Below are 17,162 nucleotides of genomic sequence, written 5' to 3' on the forward strand. Positions count from 1 at the left end.
CTTTCCAGTGAGTCTGTGGCGTGTAGCGCTTCCTTGACGGGCGGCGGTGGGAGCCACGTGGGCGAGTGACGGTCGGTGGATGACCTCGGGTCCCTGCGTAACCCGTCTGGCAGATCCCGGCAAAGCGCCCGGGAGCTGCGGAGGCGAAGCTGGGTCCGAACACTCCGTCCCGTCGGCGCAGGAGGATGCATGGTCACGGTCCGCGATGTGATGACCGAGGCGCCCAAGTCGGTGCTGGATTCGGACAACTTGGTGCACGTGGCCCGGGTGATGCGGGACGAGGACGTCGGGTGTGTTCCGGTGGTCGACGACACCGGCCGCCTGCTGGGCATGCTGACGGACCGCGACCTGGTGGTCGAGGCGGTGGCGGCGAACGACGATCCGACCATCCGCCAGGCCGGCGAGCTGATGCGCGGGGAGATCCACACCGTCGACGCCGAGGCCCCGGTCACCAACGCCGTGGAGACCATGGGCCGCCAGCGGGTGCGCCGCCTGCCGGTGGTGTCCGCGGGGAAGCTGGTCGGCGTGGTCGGGGTCGCGGATCTGGCCAAGAATCTGCCCTCCGCCGCAGTCGGTGAGCTGATGGCCCTGATCTCGAAGTCCGGGCACAAGGACAAGCTTCCCTAGCCGGCCGGACAGCCTCGCGGCCCGGAGACCGTGCAGCCCGAGCCGGAAGCGGTCCCCGCACCGCTCCGACTCGGGCTCTGTACTGCTCGCCGTGGACTGCTCGCCGTGGACTGCTCGCCTCAGGACGCCCCGACGGCTACTTGCCCAGACCCACCGAGGCCAGCCAGGCCTTGGCCACGTCCGAGGGGTCCTTCTTCTGCGTGTCGATCTGCTCCATCAGCCCGGTCAGGGTCGCGGTGTCCAGCTTCGCCGACACCGCGTTCAGCGCGTCCACGCCGGCCGCGGGCAGGTTCTTCTTCGATACCAGCGGCACCACGTTCTGCACGCCGAACAGGTGCTGGTCGTCGTTGAGCACCACGAAGCCGTTGGTCTTGATCGCCGAGGTGGTGCTGTAGAGGTCGACCACGTCGGCATCACCGTGCTGCAGCGCCGAGACGGTCTGCGGCCCGGAGTTGTCCAGCGCCTTGAAGTCCTTGAAGTCCAGGCTGTAGACGCTCTTCAGGCCGACCAGGCCCTGCTGCCGGGACTTGAACTCCGGCGCGGAGCCCAGCACCAGGTCCTTGGCGTACGGCCCGAGATCCGAGATCTGCTTCAGGTTGTCCTTGGTGGCCAGCGCCTGCGTCACCACCAGCGAGTCCTTGTCCTCGGCCGCGGCCGGCTGCAGCAGCTGCAGGTTGCTCGGCAGTTTGCCGGCGATCGCCTGGTCCACGGCGTCGGTGGTGTTCTGGCCGGCGGTCTTGTCCAGGAACGCCAGCAGCGAGCCGTTGTACTCCGGGACCACGGTGATCGAGTCCGCCTTCAGCTGCTGATAGAGCACGTCCCGCTGGCCGACGTTCGGTTTGCGGTCCACCGAGATGCCCTTGGCCTCCAGTGCCTGCGCGTAGATCTCCATCAGCAGCACGTTCTCCGGGAACGCGGCCGACCCGACGACGACCTTCGAACCGCTCTTGGAGCTCGAGCAGGCGCTCAGGGCGCCGGTCGCGGCCAGGGCGACCGCCAGGGCGGCGCCGACTATCCGGGCCTTGCTACCCGTCGTGCGAACCATCATTGATTTCCCCTCCAGACATTAGGCACGTCGAACCTACTAACCACCACCGACTCAGGCATGTTTCAGCGACCATGATTCGAGACCGTTCCGTGACCGGAACGGGTCCGGGGCCTCACGGCACCGCCGGCTGCCCGCCCTTTTGCGTCGGCAGCCCGGCGGCGGCCCATGCCCGGAACCCCCCGATGAGATCGGTGGCCCGGACCAGGCCGAGCCGTCGCAGATCGCGCGCGGCGAGGCTGGAGGCGTAACCCTCGTTGCAGAACACGACGACGAGCCGGTCCGCGGTGACGCCCGGCAACCGCCATTCACTGTCCGGAGCCAGACGCCATTCCAGGTGGATGCGCTCGACGGGGAGCGCACCGGGGATCTCGCCCTCCGCCTCGCGGTTCGCGTGCGGCCGGATGTCGACCAGCAGCGCTCCCTCCCGCTGCAGGGCCTCCGCCTCCTGCGGCGTGACACGCTCCAACTCGGCGCGGGCCTCCTCCAGGAACAGGTCTATGGAGCTCACACCACTTCCTCCAGACTCGCGTACTCCCGCGTGGGCAGAAGCGGCGGCGAATAAGCGTGCACGGTCGCGGCCGGACGGATACCCACGTTGCGGACGACATGCGCACGGTCGCCTCCGAAGCCCAGGGCCTGACCGGTGCCCAGCCGCCGCGTCCCGATCGCCGCGCCGGGATAGCGGTGCTCCTCCAGCACCTCGCCGGTCAGGACGGCGAACGCGCCGGCGGCGCCGCCGTGGTCGTGCGGCTGCGTGCCCTGGCCCGGCAGCCAGCTCAGCAGCCACACCTCGACGCCGCGGGTCAGCGCCAGGCGGGTCCACCAGCGCTGTGGTTCGGTATGGCGGACCAGGGGACGCAGGGCGTCGGCGTGATCCCGGGCCAGCGTCCTCGTCAGCTCCCTGAGCTGGGACGGCGTCCACAGCGGCCGGTCGGGCTGGACGAGGTCGGACAGGAAGGGCGCGGCGAGGTCGAGCTCAGGCGGCAGGGTCGCGGGGGCAGACATGAAGGCTCCGGGGTCCAGGGTGTGCGGTCGGAAACGAAGCAGTCCCGGTACACATGCAGGACGCCACACGCAGCAGGTCGACCGGACGGTCGGACCAGGCGAGCAGCGGAGCGGACATGCGCAGATGCTGGCACGGGCCGCTGGAGCGCCGTCGGAGCCGTCCGGGATCCGGGCGCCCGCCGTCTCAGCGCGTATCGGACTCCGGACAACCGCCGTCCCAGGGAGCGGACACCCGGACGCACCCGGACTACCGCAGCCCCACCGACCTCAGCCAGTCGTCCGCCACCACGTCGATGTCCTTCTTCTCGTTCACGATCTTCGCCATCATCGTGACCAGCGCCGCGGTGTCCAGCTTCGCCGACACCGTGTTCAGGGTCCGGGTCGCGACCGGCGTCATGCTGTCCCGGTACACCAGCGGCGTCACGTTCTGCGCGCTGAAGACCTGCTCGGGGTCGGCGAGCACCTTGAAGCCGCGCGTGACGAGGTTCGGATCGGTGGTGAACAGCGTCGCCACCTGCACCGTGCCGTCGGCCAGGGCCTTGACGGTGATCGGTCCCCCGGTGTCCAGCGACGTGAAGTCCCTGAACGTCAGGCCGTACTTCTCCTGCAGCCCCGGCAGGCCCTGGTACCGGGTCTTGAACTCCGGCGGCCCGCCGATCGTCATCCCGGCCGCGAACGGCGTCAGATCGGCGATCGACGCCAGGTGGTCGGCCGTGGCCGTGGCGCCGGTCACCACCAGCGCGTTCTTGTCCTCGGCCGGCGACGAGTCGAGGATCTCCATCGACGCCGGCAGCCGCATGTCCAGCTCCGAGTCGATCTCCGACGTGGTGGTCGCCCGCGACTTCGCGTCCACATACCCCAGCAGCGCGCCGTTGTACTCCGGGATCACCGTGATCGAGCCGGACTGCACCTGCTGGTACAGCACCTCCCGGCTGCCGACGTTGAACCGCGTGACGACCTTCACGCCCTTGGCCTTCAGCGCCGAGACGTAGATGTCGGCCAGGAGCACGTTCTCGGGGAAGCTGGCGGAGCCCACCGTGACCTGCCCCTTCTTGGGGCCCGGGGACAGCGGGTTGCCGTTCGTGCAGGCGGCGAGCATGGCCAGGGCCAGGGTCGCGACCGGCAGGAGGATGGCGGTCTTTCGCATGGGTCGTCCTTAGTGCTGGCCCCCCTGCCTGGCCTGTCGTGCTGAGCCGTCCTAGACGGTGGCCGTCCTCCTCGGTCGCAGACCCGGCGACACCATGAGCCGGCGCAGCACCGCGAAGAACAGCAGGTTGAGTATCGCGGCTATGACGATCAGGACGGCGCCGCCGGCCACCTCTCCGTAGTCGGTGGTCGCCAGCCCGTCGATGATGAACCGCCCGAGCCCGCCGAACGAGGAGTACGCCGCGATGGCGGTGTTCGCCACGGCGTTGACGGCCGCGAACTGGAACCCGGTGAGGATGAGCGGCAGGGCGGCCGGCACCTCGGCCCGCCAGAGCACCTGCCACTGGTTCAGGCCCATTCCGGTGGCCGCGTCGGTGAGCTGCGGGTCCACGTGGCGCACGCCCTCGTACGTGTTCAGCAGGATCGGCGGGATCGTCAGCGCCACCAGCGGGATCATCACGGCGCTGAACTTCACGCCCAGGACGACCACCAGCAGGACCACCAGACCCAGCGTGGGCAGCGCCCGCGCCACGTTCGCCAGCGACGACACCACCAGGCCGCCGCGCTTGGTGTGCCCGGTCAGCAGCCCCAGCGGGAACGCGATCAGCGCCCCGATGAGCACCGCCTCGATGGAGTACTCGAAGTGCTGCAGGAACCGGACCGGGATGCCGTCGGAGCCGTGCCAGTTGCCGGCGGTGGTCAGCCACCCCCAGGCGTCGCTCAGGACGTTCACCGCGACCTCCGCTTGTTCCAGGGCGTGAGCAGCCGCTGTGTGATGACCAGCAACAGATCGCAGGCCAGCGCCATGGCCACGATCATCACGATCCCGGTGACGGCCAGATCGGACCGGTCCAGCTGGGCGGCCGCGGTGAACAGGGCGCCGAACGCCCCCACGCCGATGACCGTGCCGACGCTGACCATGCTGATGTTGCCGACGGTCGCGATCCGCAGGCCCGCCATGATCGGCGGCACCGCCAGCGGCAGGTCGACCGCGAACCAGCGGCGGGTGCCGGTGTAGCCCATGGCGACGGCGGCCAGGCGGACGTCCTCCGGGACGCCCCTGATGCCGTCCACGATGTTCGGCACCAGAGCGGCCAGGCTGTAGAACGACAGCGGGATGATGACCGTGGTCTGCGTCAGCCCCGTCGACGGCACCAAGAGCACGAACAGCGCGATCGACGGCAGCGAGTACACCACCGTCAGCACCGCGACCACCGCCGGGTAGACCTTCGGGTACCGCACACACACCAGCGCCAGCGGCACCGCTATCAGCAGTCCGAACAACACCGACAGCAGCGCCATCGTGAGTTGCTGCTGGATCAGCGACGCATAGGTCCCCAGATAGCTGGGGATGTGCGGGAACAGGTTCATCGGCCGTTCTCCGGGCTGCTCCCGTCTTGCGCCGCCCGGATCGCCGGCACCAGTTCCTCGACCGAGGCGACGCCTATGACCTTGCCGTCGTCGTCGACTCCGACCGCCCGGCTGGAGGGCGAGAGGATGGCGGAGTCCAGGGCCGCGCGCAGGGAGTCGGACTCCGCGTGGAAGGTGTGACCGTAGGACACGAGGTCCCCGGTGGCGACCTTGGCCAGATCACCGTCCCCGGGGACCTGCCGCGCCTCGAGCCAGCCCAGCGGCCTGCGCTCGGCGTCCACGAGCAGCAGCCACGGCTGGGAGCTCTTGAGAGCCAGCACCTCCGCGGAGGGCGCGTCCACGGCGACGACCGGGTCCGGCCGCAGCGGGACTTCGCCGGAGGAGAAGAACGACAGCCGGCGCACGCCGCGGTCCACGCCGAGGAAGCCCTCGACGAACTCGTTCTTGGGGTTCGCCAGCAGCTCCGAGGGCGTGTCGAACTGCTCCAGGACGCCGCCGGTGTTCAGCACGGCGACCTTGTCGCCCAGCAGGATCGCCTCGTCGATGTCGTGGGTGACGAACAGGATCGTCTTCCCCAGCTCGGACTGGATGCGCAGCAACTCGGTCTGCAGGTCCTTGCGCACCACCGGGTCGACGGCGCTGAACGGCTCGTCCATCAGCAGCACCGGTGGATCGGCGGCGAGGGCGCGCGCCACACCCACGCGCTGCTGCTGGCCGCCGGACAGCTGGAACGGGTAGCGCCCGGCGTGCTCCTCTTGGAGACCGACGGTCAGGAGCAGGTCCATCGCCCGCTCCCGCGCCTTGTCCTTGGACCAGCCGAGCAGCCGCGGCACGGTCATGACGTTGGCGAGGACCGTGCGGTGCGGGAACAGCCCCGCGTTCTGGATGACGTACCCGATCCCCCGCCGCAGCTCGGGCGCGGGCTTCGACTTGATGTCGACGCCGTCGATCAGGATGCTGCCGCTGGTGGGGTCGATCATGCGGTTGACCATCCGCAGCAGCGTCGTCTTCCCCGACCCCGACGGACCCACCAGCACCGTGATCCGGCCGCTGTCGGCGGTCAGGTCCGTGGCGGCGACCGCCACCGTCCCGTCCGGGTACGTCTTACCGACCTGCTGGAAGGAAATCACCCCGTGAGCCTAGCCGGTCGGTCCGACGGCGGGGCGGCGCGCTGCGCGGAGCGCATTCCATTCCTAGAACCTGTTGCAGTTTCAAGAGCCCGACCCTATGTTCCCCCCATGCGAACACCACTCTCCACCGCCATGGGCCTGGAGTTCCCCCTCTTCGCCTTCAGCCACTGCCGCGACGTGGTAGCCGCTGTCTCCCGGGCCGGGGGCCTCGGTGTCCTCGGCGCCGTCTACTTCACCCCCGAAGAGCTCGAGACCGAGCTCCGCTGGATCGACGAGCACGTCGACGGCAAGCCGTACGGGGTGGACGTCGTGATGCCGGCTTCCGTCTCCGCCTCGGTGGGCGAGGCCACCGCGAAGGACTCCGCTCGCAGCTCCATGGAGGAGACCCTCAAGTCCTACATCCCGGCGCGCCACCGTGACTTCGTCGAGGAGATCCTCGACAAGTACGAGGTCCCCGCCCTGCCCGCCGACGCCGACCACAGCCACCAGCTCCTGGGCTGGACCGACGCCACGGCCCGCCCGCAGGTCGAGGTCGCGCTCGACCACCCCATCGCGCTGCTCGCCAGCGCGCTCGGGCCGCTGCCCGCGGACATCGTCGACCTCGCCCACCGCAACAACGTGCGCACGGCCGGCCTGGCGTCCAGCGCCCACCACGCCCGCAAGCAGGTGGAGTCCGGCGTCGACATCATCGTCGCGCAGGGCACCGAGGCCGGCGGCCACACCGGGGAGATCTCCACCATGGTGCTGATCCCCGAGGTGGTCGACGCCGTCGGCGACACCCCGGTCCTGGCCGCCGGCGGCATCGGCAACGGACGGCAGATGGCCGCGGCGATGGCCCTCGGCGCCCAGGGCGCGTGGACCGGTTCGATCTGGCTGACGGTCGCCGAGGCCGACACCGACCCCCGCGTCGTCCCCAAGCTCCTCGCCGCCTCCTCCCGCGACACCGTCCGCTCCCGCGCCCTCACCGGCAAACCGGCCCGCCAGCTCCGCACCGACTGGACCGACGCCTGGGAGGCCGCCGACTCCCCCGGCCCCCTCCCGATGCCGCTCCAGTACATGCTCGTCTCCGAAGCCCACCGTCGCATCTCCCGCGCCGGTCGCAGCGAACTGATGGGCATGCCGGTCGGCCAGATCGTCGGCGCGATGAACGACGTCCGGCCGGTCCGCGAGGTCGTCTACCAGCTGATCAACGAATACGCCGAGGCCGTCGAACGCCTGAACACCATCACCGAGGCCTGATACGCCTGCACGCCGACCTCCGCCGGACCCTCGCGCGGAACCACTCCCGAACCACCCCGAAACCGCCCCAGCGACAGCACGTCGTTCGCCCCGGCGAACGCCCGTAAGGGGCACCGACGAAAAAACATCCACATCCGCCGATAACCGTGCGGTCACCGCCTGTCACGCCGTACTCTGCGAACTGGCACCGGTGGCCTCACGGCCCCGGCGCCCCAACCGGTCGCGCCGAGGGCAGACGCGACCGGGACACCGGGGTCTCTTTCCGCGCTCTAGAGGCCCCGGTGTCGGCAAACTCTCCAGATCCGCCCCGGCGAACCTCTCAGCGATCTCCCCCGCCCCGAGATCGATTGATCGCCGAAAGTCCGGAGACCCCAAACAAGAACCCGTTCTAGTTTCCCCCTCCGAAACCCTTGCAGCCTCTCAGGGCCCGTGTTCTACTCCACTACTGACGATCCATCAGATGGAGAGGGCAGGGGCCGCGCATGGCAGGGCTGGGTTTCTGGAGACTCGCACAGGAGAACCCCGACTGGACCGCCGTCATCGAGGAGTCCGGCGGGGAGTACCGGGCCGGAGAGGTCCTGGCCGCCGCCAACCAGACCGTCCACGCCCTGCGCGCGCTGGGAATGCGCAACGGCGACGGCCTCACGCTCCTGATGCCGAACCTCGTCCAGATGGTCGAGATCTACGCCGCCGCGCTCCAGGCCGGGTGGTACTACACGCCGATCAACTTCCACCTGACCGGGCCCGAAGTCGCCTACATCATCGACGACGCCGAGGCCAAGGCGTTCTTCTGCCACGTGCGCTTCGCCGACATCGGGCTGGCGGCGATCGCCGAGCTCGAGAAGGACGGCAAGGCCCCGCCGAAGGAAGCACTGATCAGCGTCGGGGGCGACATCCCCGGCTTCACACCGATCGAGCAGTTCCGGGCCGGGCACAGCACCGACGCTCCCGAGAACCGCACCTTCGGCACCGCCATGCACTACACGTCCGGCACGACCGGCAAGCCCAAAGGCGTCCGGCGCGCGCTCTCCGGGCAGGACCCGGACGCCATGGCCGAGCTGGGAACGATCCTCCCCGGCTTCTTCGGCATCACCCCCGGCAACGGCGGCGTGCACCTCGTCACCTCCCCGAACTACCACACCGCGGTCACGCAGTTCGGCGGCAACGCCCTGCAGATGGGCCACACCCTAGCGCTGATGGACAAATGGACGCCCGAGGGCACTCTGGAGATGATCCAGCGCACCAAAGCCACCCACACCCATATGGTCCCGACCCAGTTCCACCGCATGCTGAACCTCCCGGACGAGGTCAAGCAGCGCTACGACGTCTCCTCGATGAAGGTCGCGATCCACGCCGCCGCGCCGTGCCCGCAGCACGTCAAGCGCGCGATGCTCGACTGGTGGGGGCCGGTCGTCTACGAGTACTACGCCGCAACCGAGGGCGGCGGCACCATCGCCACCCCCGAGGACTGGCTGGCGCATCCCGGAACGGTCGGCAAGGCGTGGCCGATCGCCGAAGTGAAGGCCTTCGACGACGACGGCAACGAGGTGGCGACCGGCACGCCCGGCACCGTCTACATGAAGATGGCCGTCGGCGACTTCGAGTACAAGGGCGACAGGGAGAAGACCGAGGCCAACCGGCGTGCGGGCTTCTTCACCGTCGGCGACATCGGGTACTTCGACGAGGACGGCTTCCTCTACCTCTGCGACCGCAAGATCGACATGATCATCTCCGGCGGTGTGAACATCTACCCGGCCGAGATCGAGGGCGAGTTGCTACGGCACCCGGCGGTCGGCGACGTCGCCGTGTTCGGCATCCCGGACGAGGACTGGGGCGAGCAGATCAAGGCCGTCGTCGAGCTGAACGAGGGCTACGAGCCCTCCGACGCGCTCGGCGAGGAGATCATCGCCTCGCTGGACGGCCGGCTGGCGCGCCTGAAGTGGCCCAAGTCGGTCGACTTCACCGACCAGCTGCCGCGCGAGCCCAACGGGAAGCTGTTCAAGCGGCGGCTGCGCGACCCGTACTGGGCCGGCCACGAGACGGCGATCTGAGGCCCGCCCGCGATGACGACCCAGACTTCCGCGACGGCCCAGACCTCCTCGACGGCACAGCACTCCACGACGACGCAGACCCCGGATTCCCGCGCCCTCCACGTCCTGGAGTTCCCCGGCGGCTACACCCGCTCCACCGGCCCGGTGATCGGGCGGTTCCTGACCGGCCTGCGCGACGGCCGCCTCCTCGGGGTCCACACCGAGGACGGCCGGGTGCTCGTTCCGCCGACCGAGTACGACCCGCAGACCGCCGCCGCCCTCGGCGGCGCCGACGCCGACTGGGTCGAGGTCGGCCCGGCCGGCACCGTGACCACCTGGACATGGGTCACCGACCCGCGCCCCGACCACCCGCTGGACCGCCCCTTCGCCTGGGCCCTGATCAAGCCCGACGGCGCCGACACCGCGCTGCTGCACGCTGTGGACGCGGGCTCGAAGGCCGCGATGGCGACCGGCATGCGCGTGCACCCGACGTGGCGCGACGACCGCGTCGGCTCCATCAAGGACATCGCCTGCTTCGCCCCCGGCGAGGGCCCGGCCGACGTGCCGGCCCCGGCACCGGCCCCGGACGGGGCCGAGCTCGAACCCGTCTCGATGATCACCGTCCCGAGCCGCCTGGAGTACCGGCTCCGACCCGGCACCGTCTGGAACCACTTCATCGACGGCATGGCCGCCGGCCAGATCCGCGGCACCCGCTGCACCACCTGCGGCAAGGTCTACGTCCCGCCCCGCGGCGCCTGCCCGGCCGACGGCCTGCCCGCGACCGAGTGGGTGGACCTGCCGGACACCGGCGTCCTCACCACCTTCGCCGTCAACAACGTCCCGGCGGCCGGCGCCCCGGAGGTGCCGTTCATCTCCGGCTACGTGCTGCTGGACGGCGCGGACATCGCCATGCTGGTCCTGGTCTCGGACGTGCCGTGGCAGGAGGTCCGGCTCGGGATGCGGGTGAAGGCGGTCTGGGTCCCGGAGGCCGAGCGCACCCGCTCGGTCAAGAACCTGAAGTGGTTCGCGCCGACCGGCGAGCCCGACGTCCCCTTCGAGCGGTATGAGGAGTACGTGTGATGCCCGGTTCTCCTCATGCGCGCAGCGTCGCGATCGTCGCCTTCGCCCAGAGCGAGCACAGCTTCTCCGACCTCGGCTGGACCGAGGCGGACCTGGTCATGCCCCTGGTCAACGAGGTCCTGGAGACCACTGGTCTCCAGCGCTCCGAGATCGGCTTCACCTGCTCCGGCTCCAACGACTACCTGGTCGGCACACCCTTCTCCTTCGTGGCCGCGCTCGACACCATCGGCGCCTGGCCGCCGATCGCCGAGAGCCACGTCGAGCAGGACGCCGCGTGGGCCCTCTACGAGGCCTGGGTCCGGATCCAGCACGGCGATGTCGACACGGCGCTGGTCTACGGCTTCGGCAAGGGCACGGTCGGCGACTACGCCGGGATCAGCTCCCTGTCCTACGACCCCTACTACGTCGCACCGCTGATGCCCGGCGACGTCGGCATGGCCGGGCTCCAGGCCCGCGCGCTGGCGGACGCCGGCTTCGCCGTCGATCCCGACCCGACCCCGCCGCCCCCGACCGACGGCGCCGCCGCCGTCATCCTGGCCGCCGGCGACACGGCCCGGCGCCTGTGCCCGCGCCCGGCGTGGATCACGGGCCTCGACCACCGCATCGAACCGCACGGCCTCGGCACCCGCGACCTGGCCCGCAGCGAGTCGGCCCGGCAGGCGGCCCGGCACGCCGGGGTCGGCGCCGGACCGGTGGAGTTCGCCGAGCTGCACACCCGCTTCGAGCACGAGGAGGCACTGCTGCGACGGGAGCTGGGACTGTCCGAGGAGTGCGTGGTGAACGCCTCCGGCGGCCCCCGCAAGGCCGACCCGGTCATGGCCACCGGCCTGATCCGGATCGGCGAGGCCGCCGCGCGCATCCACGACGGCGGTGCCCGCCGCACCGTCGCCCACGCCGCCGCCGGGCCGTGCCTGCAGCACAACCTGGTGTGCGTGCTCGAAGCCGGAGAGGCCGGAACGGCGGGAACGGCCGGAACCGCCGGAGAGGCCGGGGAGGACTGAGATGGGCAACCGTTGCGCCGTCATCGGCGTCGGGCAGACGGAGTACCGGGCCAAGCGGGCCGACGTGTCGCTGGCCGGCCTGGTCCGGGAGGCGGCGCTGCGCGCGCTCGAGGACGCGGGCCTGACCTTCGCGGACATCGACTCGGTGGTCGTCGGCAAGGCCCCGGACATGTTCGAGGGCGTCGTCACCCCCGAGCTCTACCTCGCCGACGCCCTGGGCGCCGCCGGGAAGCCGATGATGCGCGTGCACACCGCCGGCTCGGTCGGCGGCTCGACGGCGCTGGTCGGGGCCTCGCAGGTGCAGGCCGGGCGGCACGACCGGGTGCTGGTGGTGGCGTTCGAGAAGCAGTCCGAGTCCAACGCCACCTGGGCGCTGTCCACGCACTCCCCGTTCTCGGCCTCGCTGGTGGTCGGCGCCGGCGGTTATTTCGCACCATATATCCGCGCTTATATCCGCCGTTCCGGCGCACCGGGAAACATCGGGATGATGGTCGCGGTGAAGGACCGGCTCAATGCCCTGCGTAATCCCTATGCGCATTTGAAGCTTCCGGACATCGATCTTGCCATGGTCGAGAAATCGATGATGCTGTGGGATCCGATCCGCTATCTGGAGACGTGTCCTTCCTCCGACGGCGCGGTGGCGATGGTGCTCGGCTCGGAGCGCGCCGCCGAGGCGTCCACCGCGGTCACCGGACGGCGCCCGGCGTGGGTGCACGGAGCGGCGATGCGCTCGGAGCCGATGGGCATGGCCGGGCGCGACAGCGTCGACCCGCGGGCCGGGCGGGACTGCGCGGCGGACGTCTACCGGCAGGCCGGCGTCACCGAGCCGCGGCGGCAGTTCGCCGCCGCCGAGGTGTACGTCCCGTTCTCCTGGTACGAGCCGATGTGGCTGGAGAACCTCGGGTTCGCCGACAAGGGCGCGGGCTGGAAGCTGACCGAGTCCGGCGCGACCGCCTTCGACGGCGACATCCCGTGGAATCCCTCCGGCGGCGTGCTCTCCTCCAACCCGATCGGCGCCTCCGGCATGATCCGGTTCGCCGAGGCGGCCCAGCAGGTGCGTGGGCAGGCCGGGGAGCATCAGGTCCCTGCCGCCGCGGACGGTTCGCGGCTGGCGCTGGGGCACGCCTACGGCGGCGGTTCGCAATTCTTTGCAATGTGGGCGGTCGGCGCCGCAAAACCGTAGCAAGCGTTGCAAGGGGCGCACGGCGAAGATGAGGATCTCGCATTTTCGCGCCCCCAAAAGCCGCAGCAGCCACCATGTCCGGCGCGTCGTGGAGACGCGATTCCCGAAGGGTATTGCGATGCCCGCTCACTCGGCGTAACGTCGCGGTCCACACCGGCGGCGCGGGGCGGATCGAGGCCGTCGACCTGGGCTGAAGTGCGGTGGGGCGGCGTGGCGACAGTCGATTTCATCAAGGCGAGTTGTTCCTACCCGGACAACAGACGTAAGGCCGTGGACAACCTCACGTTGTCCGTCGGCGACGGCGAGTTCCTGGTCCTGCTCGGCCCCTCCGGCTGCGGCAAGACCACCGCGCTGCGCATGCTGGCCGGCCTGGAGCCGCTGCAGAGCGGCCAGATCCTGGTCGACGGCGAGGACCTCGAGGGCCTGCCCCCGGGCGAGCGCGACCTGGCCATGGTGTTCCAGAACTACGCCCTGTTCCCGCACATGACGGTCGCCCGCAACCTCGGCTTCCGGATGGAGCTGGCCGGGGCGCCGCAGTCCGCCATCTCCCGCCGCGTGCGCCGCGTGGCCAGCGAACTCGGGCTGAGCGAGCGCCTGGACCGCCTCCCCCGCACCCTGTCCGGCGGTGAGCAGCAGCGCGTCGCCATCGGCCGCGCCATGGTCCGCGAGCCGCGGGTGTTCCTGATGGACGAGCCGCTCGGCGCCCTCGACGCGAAGCTGCGGGCGTCGGCCCGCTCGCGGATCGCCGAGATGCAGCGCAAGAGCGGCACCACGACGCTCTACGTGACGCACGACCAGGTCGAGGCCATGGCGATGGGCGACCGCATCGCCATCATGAACCGAGGGGTGCTGCAACAGGTGGACTCGCCCCGGCAGCTGTACGACCGGCCGGCGAACGAGTTCGTGGCCGGCTTCGTCGGATCACCGGCGATGAACCTGGTGCCGGGGACGTACAAGCACGGCTGGGCCCTGATCGGGGAGGCGGACGTCTTCGAGGTGCCGGTGGAACTCCACCGGCCGCTGACGTCGTCCTCGGTCCTGGTCGGCTTCCGGCCGGAGCACGCGACCATCACCGCGCCCGGGAACGGGATCTGGGCGTCGGTCGGCGTGGTGGAACTCCTGGGGCACACGGCGTACGCACACTGCGAGATGGGTGTGGGCCGCGGGCGGCGGACGCTGATCGTGCGGTGCGAGATGGACGAGGCGCCGCGGCCGGGGGCGCATGTGGGCGTGATGCCGGACCCGCGGGAGATTCACTTGTTCGATGGGGAGACGGGGCTGCGGGTGGGGAGGTAGGTCTCTTCCTCCTTGTCGGCGTCGGCATCGTCGTCGCCGGCGTCTTCGACGGCGTCTTCGTCGTCGGCGTCATCGTCTTCGTCCTCCGGCTCCGCCGGGTTCGCCACCCGCCGCACGTAGCTCGCGAACCACCACAGGCCGACGATGCCGAACAGCCACCACTGCAACGTGTAGCCCAGGTTCAGCACGTACCAGGACGACTTGTTCGGCGGCACCGGCGCCGGGACCGGCGTCAGTGCGGCCGCACCGCTGTCCGCCGGCGACGTGCTCAGCGTGTTGACGTACGCCAAGTCCAGCGAGGTGTACGGCCACGTGTTGACCAGCCGCGCCACGTCCACGGTCGCGATGCGGTGCTCCGGGTCCTTGGCGGCGTCGTCCTCGGCCCGGGCCGTAGCGCTGTCAGCCGGTTCGGCCGCGGCGAGCCATCCGGTGACCGTCACCGTCCCGGACGGCACCGGCGGCGGGGCCTCCGGCCGCGCGATCCAGCCGCGGCTCACCACCACCGCGGTCCCGTCGGCGGTCTTCAGCGGCGCGATGACCAGGTAGCCCACCCGGCCGTCGGGCAGCTTCCGCTCCGGGACCAGCAGCTGGTGCGCGCCGTCGAGCACCCCCGAGACCGTGACCGCGTGGCCGAGCGCGTCACCGTCCGCCGGCGACCCGTTCTTCAGCAGCTGCGTGATCGGCACCGCCGTGTTCCGCGCCGCCAGCTCCTCGGCGCTCAGCCGGTGCGTCCGGTGCGCCCGTGAGAACTGCCACATCCCCAGGCTGACGAAGGCCACGGTGAGCACGGTCAGCCCCGTGATCGCCGCGAGCCACCCGGGGCGCAGCAGGAAGCGGTATTTCATCGCCCACCAGCTTCCCATGGCTGTGAGCGCGGTAAGAATCGGGGCGCTTTCCAGCATGAAATCCGCAGCGCGCACTACGTAGTGCGTCACTGGGGGAATACTCTGAGTGCGACAGGCGGCGACAACCGAGGAACGCCGTGTCTCACCACGGCGCGCGCCACGGCGTGCCACCGCGTCGATCCTGCACAATGAACTGGGCTTACGGATCACCGGGCCCACCAGGAGCGAACACGGGGCCGCCCCTAGCCGGGCGGGTCCTCCGGAGCGAGGAGGTGACGTGCGCGGGCTGGAACCGAGGCCGCCGGTCCCCGGGCCCGGACGCCCCCGGGCCGCGAAGGACGACGACGCACGGATCGTCGAGCGGCTGCAACGCTCCCTACTGCCCTCCATCCTGGAGGTGAAGGGCCTGGTCACCGCCGCGGAGTACGTCCCGGCGGCCCGCCACCACAACGTCGGCGGCGACTGGTACGACGTCTTCGAGCCGGTCCCCGGCACCGTCGCCTGGGTGATCGGGGACGTGGCGGGCCACGGCTTCGGCGAGGCCGTGGTGATGGCACAGCTGCGCAACGCCCTCCGCGCCTACGCGCTGCACACCTCCGACCCGGCCGAAATACTGCACCGGCTGGACCGCTTCGTCTCGGCCTACCTGCCGAACGACACGACGGCCACCGCCTGCGTCCTGGTACTGGACCGCTCCAGCGGCACGGTCCAGTACAGCGTGGCCGGCCACCCGCCACCGCTGCTGCTGACCGAACGCGGCGGAGTACTGCTGGCGGACTGGCTGGACCAGGCCAAGGGCCTGCCACTGGGAGTCCGCGAAACCGACCCGCGCCCGGTCTGCGACTTCGCACTACGGCCCGGCGACACCCTGGTGCTCTACACCGACGGCCTGATCGAGAAGCCGGGCGACGACATCGAGGACGGCATGGAGCGGCTGCGCATGGCCGCGCAGCTGATGTGCGCCGAGACACCGGAGACGGTCTGCCGGCAGCTCATGCGCCTGCCCGGCGACGCATACGCGGGTGACGACAGGGCCCTGCTGGTCAGCCGCATAAGCTGACCACCATGTTCATCACACGCCCCGTCGGCCTCGACTTCCTGGAATCGGCACCCCTCCGCCTGTCGTTCGCCGGCACGCTGCAAGCGCCCCCGAAGGCGGTGTTCGACGCCGTCGCCCTCGACGTCACCGCACTCCCGCACTGGTACGGCGCGGTGACCGCAGCCGAGTACGGCGGCCCGGAACCGGCCGGCGTGGGAACGAAGCGCCGCGTGAAGCTGGTCGCGGGAGTGACGTTCCACGAAGAGGTCATCGCCTGGGACGACCCACACCGCTACGCCTACCGCATCGAGCGCACGACCGTCCCCGGGATCCGCGCCATGGCCGAGCAGTGGACCCTGGTCGAGACCACGAAGGGCACACGGCTGGTCTGGACCATCGCCATCGAGGCCGCACCGCCCACCATGGCACTGGTGCGGTCGATGGGCCCCGGGATGGCGGTGGCGACGCGGCGGGCGGTGGGGAAGCTGGATCGGCGGTTGCGGGGGTAGGCGTTGTGGCGGGGGGCTAGCCACTTGGTGGTTGGTGGTCGCTGGCTGCGGGTCGCTGGTCGCCGGCTGCGGGTCGCCGGTCGCTGGTCGCTGGTCGCTGGCTGCTGGCTGCAGCAGTTGGCCGGACCGGTGGCGGTTGGCCTGTGGGTTTGAAAGGCATTATTACGACCTTCGGCCAGGGTAGTGATGGTGCGGGGTTGGTCGGCTGGCCTGTGGTCTGCGGCTGGCGGTTGCGCTGTTCACGACCCCGCCCCACCTGGGGCTTCTTCGGCCGCCGGTCGGTCAGGTGGGCAGCCTCGCCCCGGGGGTGGCTGGTCTCGGGGGCGGCTGGTCCCGGCTGTGGCGGTCTCGGCTGTGGTGGTCTCGGGGTGTTACTGGTCTCGTGAGGTGGTGATGGATCCACCGGGACGGTCAAGGTCAACGGCGCCTCCGGCGGCGCTTCCAGCGGGGGCCTCGCTCGGGGAAGGGGGGCCGCTCGGGGACATCGGCGGCGTGCCTTGCTGCTGTGGTCCGGTTCGGTCTTCCCGTCGCATCGGCGCCTGACGGCATCACACCGGTCAGGCGGTGTCAAGTCGCACCCCTTACGTAGTTGGTTGCGAAACGCCCGACCTGA

General features: G+C 70.5%; 17 protein-coding genes. 9 read left to right on the top strand and 8 right to left on the bottom strand.

The features are described 5' to 3' along the window. Nucleotides 1-189: 189 nt before the first annotated feature. A complete protein-coding gene (locus ABD466_RS34110) occupies nucleotides 190-627 on the top strand; it encodes a CBS domain-containing protein (protein ID WP_344661364.1) in 438 nt (145 codons plus the stop codon). A 136-nt stretch (nucleotides 628-763) separates the two neighbouring features. Here ABD466_RS34110 and ABD466_RS34115 read toward each other — a convergent pair whose 3' ends face one another. The 7 genes from ABD466_RS34115 to ABD466_RS34145 form a co-directional block, all read right to left on the bottom strand. Further along, nucleotides 764-1,675 (bottom strand): ABC transporter substrate-binding protein, encoded by a 912-nt coding sequence (locus ABD466_RS34115; RefSeq protein ID WP_344661365.1) that lies wholly within the window; start codon nucleotides 1,673-1,675, stop codon nucleotides 764-766. 112 nt (nucleotides 1,676-1,787) lie between these two features. Next, entirely contained in the window at nucleotides 1,788-2,183 is a 396-nt protein-coding gene (locus tag ABD466_RS34120; RefSeq protein ID WP_344661366.1) for a rhodanese-like domain-containing protein, read from the bottom strand. After that, nucleotides 2,180-2,680 carry a cysteine dioxygenase gene (locus tag ABD466_RS34125; RefSeq protein WP_344661367.1) on the bottom strand — a complete coding sequence of 167 codons (501 nt, stop codon included), beginning with the start codon at nucleotides 2,678-2,680 and terminating at the stop codon, nucleotides 2,180-2,182. The genes ABD466_RS34120 and ABD466_RS34125 overlap by 4 nt, the downstream gene beginning before the upstream one ends. Nucleotides 2,681-2,927: 247 nt before the next feature. Continuing rightward, nucleotides 2,928-3,827 (bottom strand): ABC transporter substrate-binding protein, encoded by a 900-nt coding sequence (locus tag ABD466_RS34130; protein WP_344661368.1) that lies wholly within the window; start codon nucleotides 3,825-3,827, stop codon nucleotides 2,928-2,930. A gap of 51 nt (nucleotides 3,828-3,878) precedes the next feature. Next, entirely contained in the window at nucleotides 3,879-4,559 is a 681-nt protein-coding gene (locus tag ABD466_RS34135) for an ABC transporter permease (RefSeq protein WP_344661369.1), read from the bottom strand. After that, nucleotides 4,556-5,197 (bottom strand): ABC transporter permease, encoded by a 642-nt coding sequence (locus ABD466_RS34140; protein ID WP_344661370.1) that lies wholly within the window; start codon nucleotides 5,195-5,197, stop codon nucleotides 4,556-4,558. The genes ABD466_RS34135 and ABD466_RS34140 overlap by 4 nt, the downstream gene beginning before the upstream one ends. After that, nucleotides 5,194-6,327, bottom strand: a complete 1,134-nt coding sequence (locus ABD466_RS34145) for an ABC transporter ATP-binding protein (protein WP_344661371.1) — start codon at nucleotides 6,325-6,327, stop codon at nucleotides 5,194-5,196. Before ABD466_RS34145 ends, ABD466_RS34140 begins: the two co-directional genes overlap by 4 nt. A 108-nt stretch (nucleotides 6,328-6,435) precedes the next feature. Between ABD466_RS34145 and ABD466_RS34150 the strand changes: the two genes are divergently transcribed. The 6 genes from ABD466_RS34150 (at nucleotide 6,436) to ABD466_RS34175 (ending at nucleotide 14,156) form a co-directional block, all read left to right on the top strand. Continuing rightward, nucleotides 6,436-7,566: an NAD(P)H-dependent flavin oxidoreductase gene (locus ABD466_RS34150; protein WP_344661372.1), complete on the top strand. Its 1,131-nt coding sequence runs from the start codon at nucleotides 6,436-6,438 to the stop codon at nucleotides 7,564-7,566. A gap of 482 nt (nucleotides 7,567-8,048) precedes the next feature. After that, entirely contained in the window at nucleotides 8,049-9,617 is a 1,569-nt protein-coding gene (locus ABD466_RS34155; protein ID WP_344661373.1) for an acyl-CoA synthetase, read from the top strand. 12 nt (nucleotides 9,618-9,629) lie between these two features. After that, nucleotides 9,630-10,676 (top strand): OB-fold nucleic acid binding domain-containing protein, encoded by a 1,047-nt coding sequence (locus tag ABD466_RS34160; protein WP_344661374.1) that lies wholly within the window; start codon nucleotides 9,630-9,632, stop codon nucleotides 10,674-10,676. Then, nucleotides 10,676-11,677 carry a lipid-transfer protein gene (locus tag ABD466_RS34165; protein ID WP_344661375.1) on the top strand — a complete coding sequence of 334 codons (1,002 nt, stop codon included), beginning with the start codon at nucleotides 10,676-10,678 and terminating at the stop codon, nucleotides 11,675-11,677. The genes ABD466_RS34160 and ABD466_RS34165 overlap by 1 nt, the downstream gene beginning before the upstream one ends. A gap of 1 nt (nucleotide 11,678) precedes the next feature. Beyond that, nucleotides 11,679-12,860 carry a thiolase domain-containing protein gene (locus ABD466_RS34170; RefSeq protein WP_344661376.1) on the top strand — a complete coding sequence of 394 codons (1,182 nt, stop codon included), beginning with the start codon at nucleotides 11,679-11,681 and terminating at the stop codon, nucleotides 12,858-12,860. A 210-nt stretch (nucleotides 12,861-13,070) separates the two neighbouring features. Beyond that, nucleotides 13,071-14,156: an ABC transporter ATP-binding protein gene (locus tag ABD466_RS34175; RefSeq protein ID WP_344661377.1), complete on the top strand. Its 1,086-nt coding sequence runs from the start codon at nucleotides 13,071-13,073 to the stop codon at nucleotides 14,154-14,156. Here the strand turns inward: ABD466_RS34175 and ABD466_RS34180 are convergent. Beyond that, on the bottom strand, nucleotides 14,114-15,001 hold the full coding sequence (locus tag ABD466_RS34180) for an SURF1 family protein (protein ID WP_344661378.1): 888 nt from the start codon (nucleotides 14,999-15,001) through the stop codon (nucleotides 14,114-14,116). The genes ABD466_RS34175 and ABD466_RS34180 overlap by 43 nt on opposite strands. Before the next feature lie 277 nt (nucleotides 15,002-15,278). Here ABD466_RS34180 and ABD466_RS34185 point away from each other — a divergent pair, with 277 nt between their 5' ends. Both ABD466_RS34185 and ABD466_RS34190 read left to right on the top strand, forming a co-directional pair. Next, nucleotides 15,279-16,061, top strand: a complete 783-nt coding sequence (locus ABD466_RS34185) for a PP2C family protein-serine/threonine phosphatase (RefSeq protein WP_344661379.1) — start codon at nucleotides 15,279-15,281, stop codon at nucleotides 16,059-16,061. Between the two features lie 5 nt (nucleotides 16,062-16,066). Continuing rightward, on the top strand, nucleotides 16,067-16,549 hold the full coding sequence (locus ABD466_RS34190) for an SRPBCC family protein (protein WP_344661380.1): 483 nt from the start codon (nucleotides 16,067-16,069) through the stop codon (nucleotides 16,547-16,549). Nucleotides 16,550-17,162: the final 613 nt, after the last annotated feature.

Source organism: Catenulispora subtropica (assembly GCF_039531675.1).
In the GTDB taxonomy this organism is placed as follows: Bacteria; Actinomycetota; Actinomycetes; order Streptomycetales; family Catenulisporaceae; genus Catenulispora; species Catenulispora subtropica.

What these genes read in the sequence shown, in the direction of transcription:
- ABD466_RS34110 (WP_344661364.1), top strand. Translation starts at nt 190, where the DNA reads ATGGTCACGGTCCGCGATGTGATGACCGAGGCGCCCAAGTCGGTGCTG.
- ABD466_RS34115 (WP_344661365.1), bottom strand. Translation starts at nt 1,675, where the DNA reads ATGATGGTTCGCACGACGGGTAGCAAGGCCCGGATAGTCGGCGCCGCC.
- ABD466_RS34125 (WP_344661367.1), bottom strand. Translation starts at nt 2,680, where the DNA reads ATGTCTGCCCCCGCGACCCTGCCGCCTGAGCTCGACCTCGCCGCGCCC.
- ABD466_RS34130 (WP_344661368.1), bottom strand. Translation starts at nt 3,827, where the DNA reads ATGCGAAAGACCGCCATCCTCCTGCCGGTCGCGACCCTGGCCCTGGCC.
- ABD466_RS34140 (WP_344661370.1), bottom strand. Translation starts at nt 5,197, where the DNA reads ATGAACCTGTTCCCGCACATCCCCAGCTATCTGGGGACCTATGCGTCG.
- ABD466_RS34150 (WP_344661372.1), top strand. Translation starts at nt 6,436, where the DNA reads ATGCGAACACCACTCTCCACCGCCATGGGCCTGGAGTTCCCCCTCTTC.
- ABD466_RS34155 (WP_344661373.1), top strand. Translation starts at nt 8,049, where the DNA reads ATGGCAGGGCTGGGTTTCTGGAGACTCGCACAGGAGAACCCCGACTGG.
- ABD466_RS34160 (WP_344661374.1), top strand. Translation starts at nt 9,630, where the DNA reads ATGACGACCCAGACTTCCGCGACGGCCCAGACCTCCTCGACGGCACAG.
- ABD466_RS34165 (WP_344661375.1), top strand. Translation starts at nt 10,676, where the DNA reads ATGCCCGGTTCTCCTCATGCGCGCAGCGTCGCGATCGTCGCCTTCGCC.
- ABD466_RS34170 (WP_344661376.1), top strand. Translation starts at nt 11,679, where the DNA reads ATGGGCAACCGTTGCGCCGTCATCGGCGTCGGGCAGACGGAGTACCGG.
- ABD466_RS34180 (WP_344661378.1), bottom strand. Translation starts at nt 15,001, where the DNA reads ATGAAATACCGCTTCCTGCTGCGCCCCGGGTGGCTCGCGGCGATCACG.
- ABD466_RS34190 (WP_344661380.1), top strand. Translation starts at nt 16,067, where the DNA reads ATGTTCATCACACGCCCCGTCGGCCTCGACTTCCTGGAATCGGCACCC.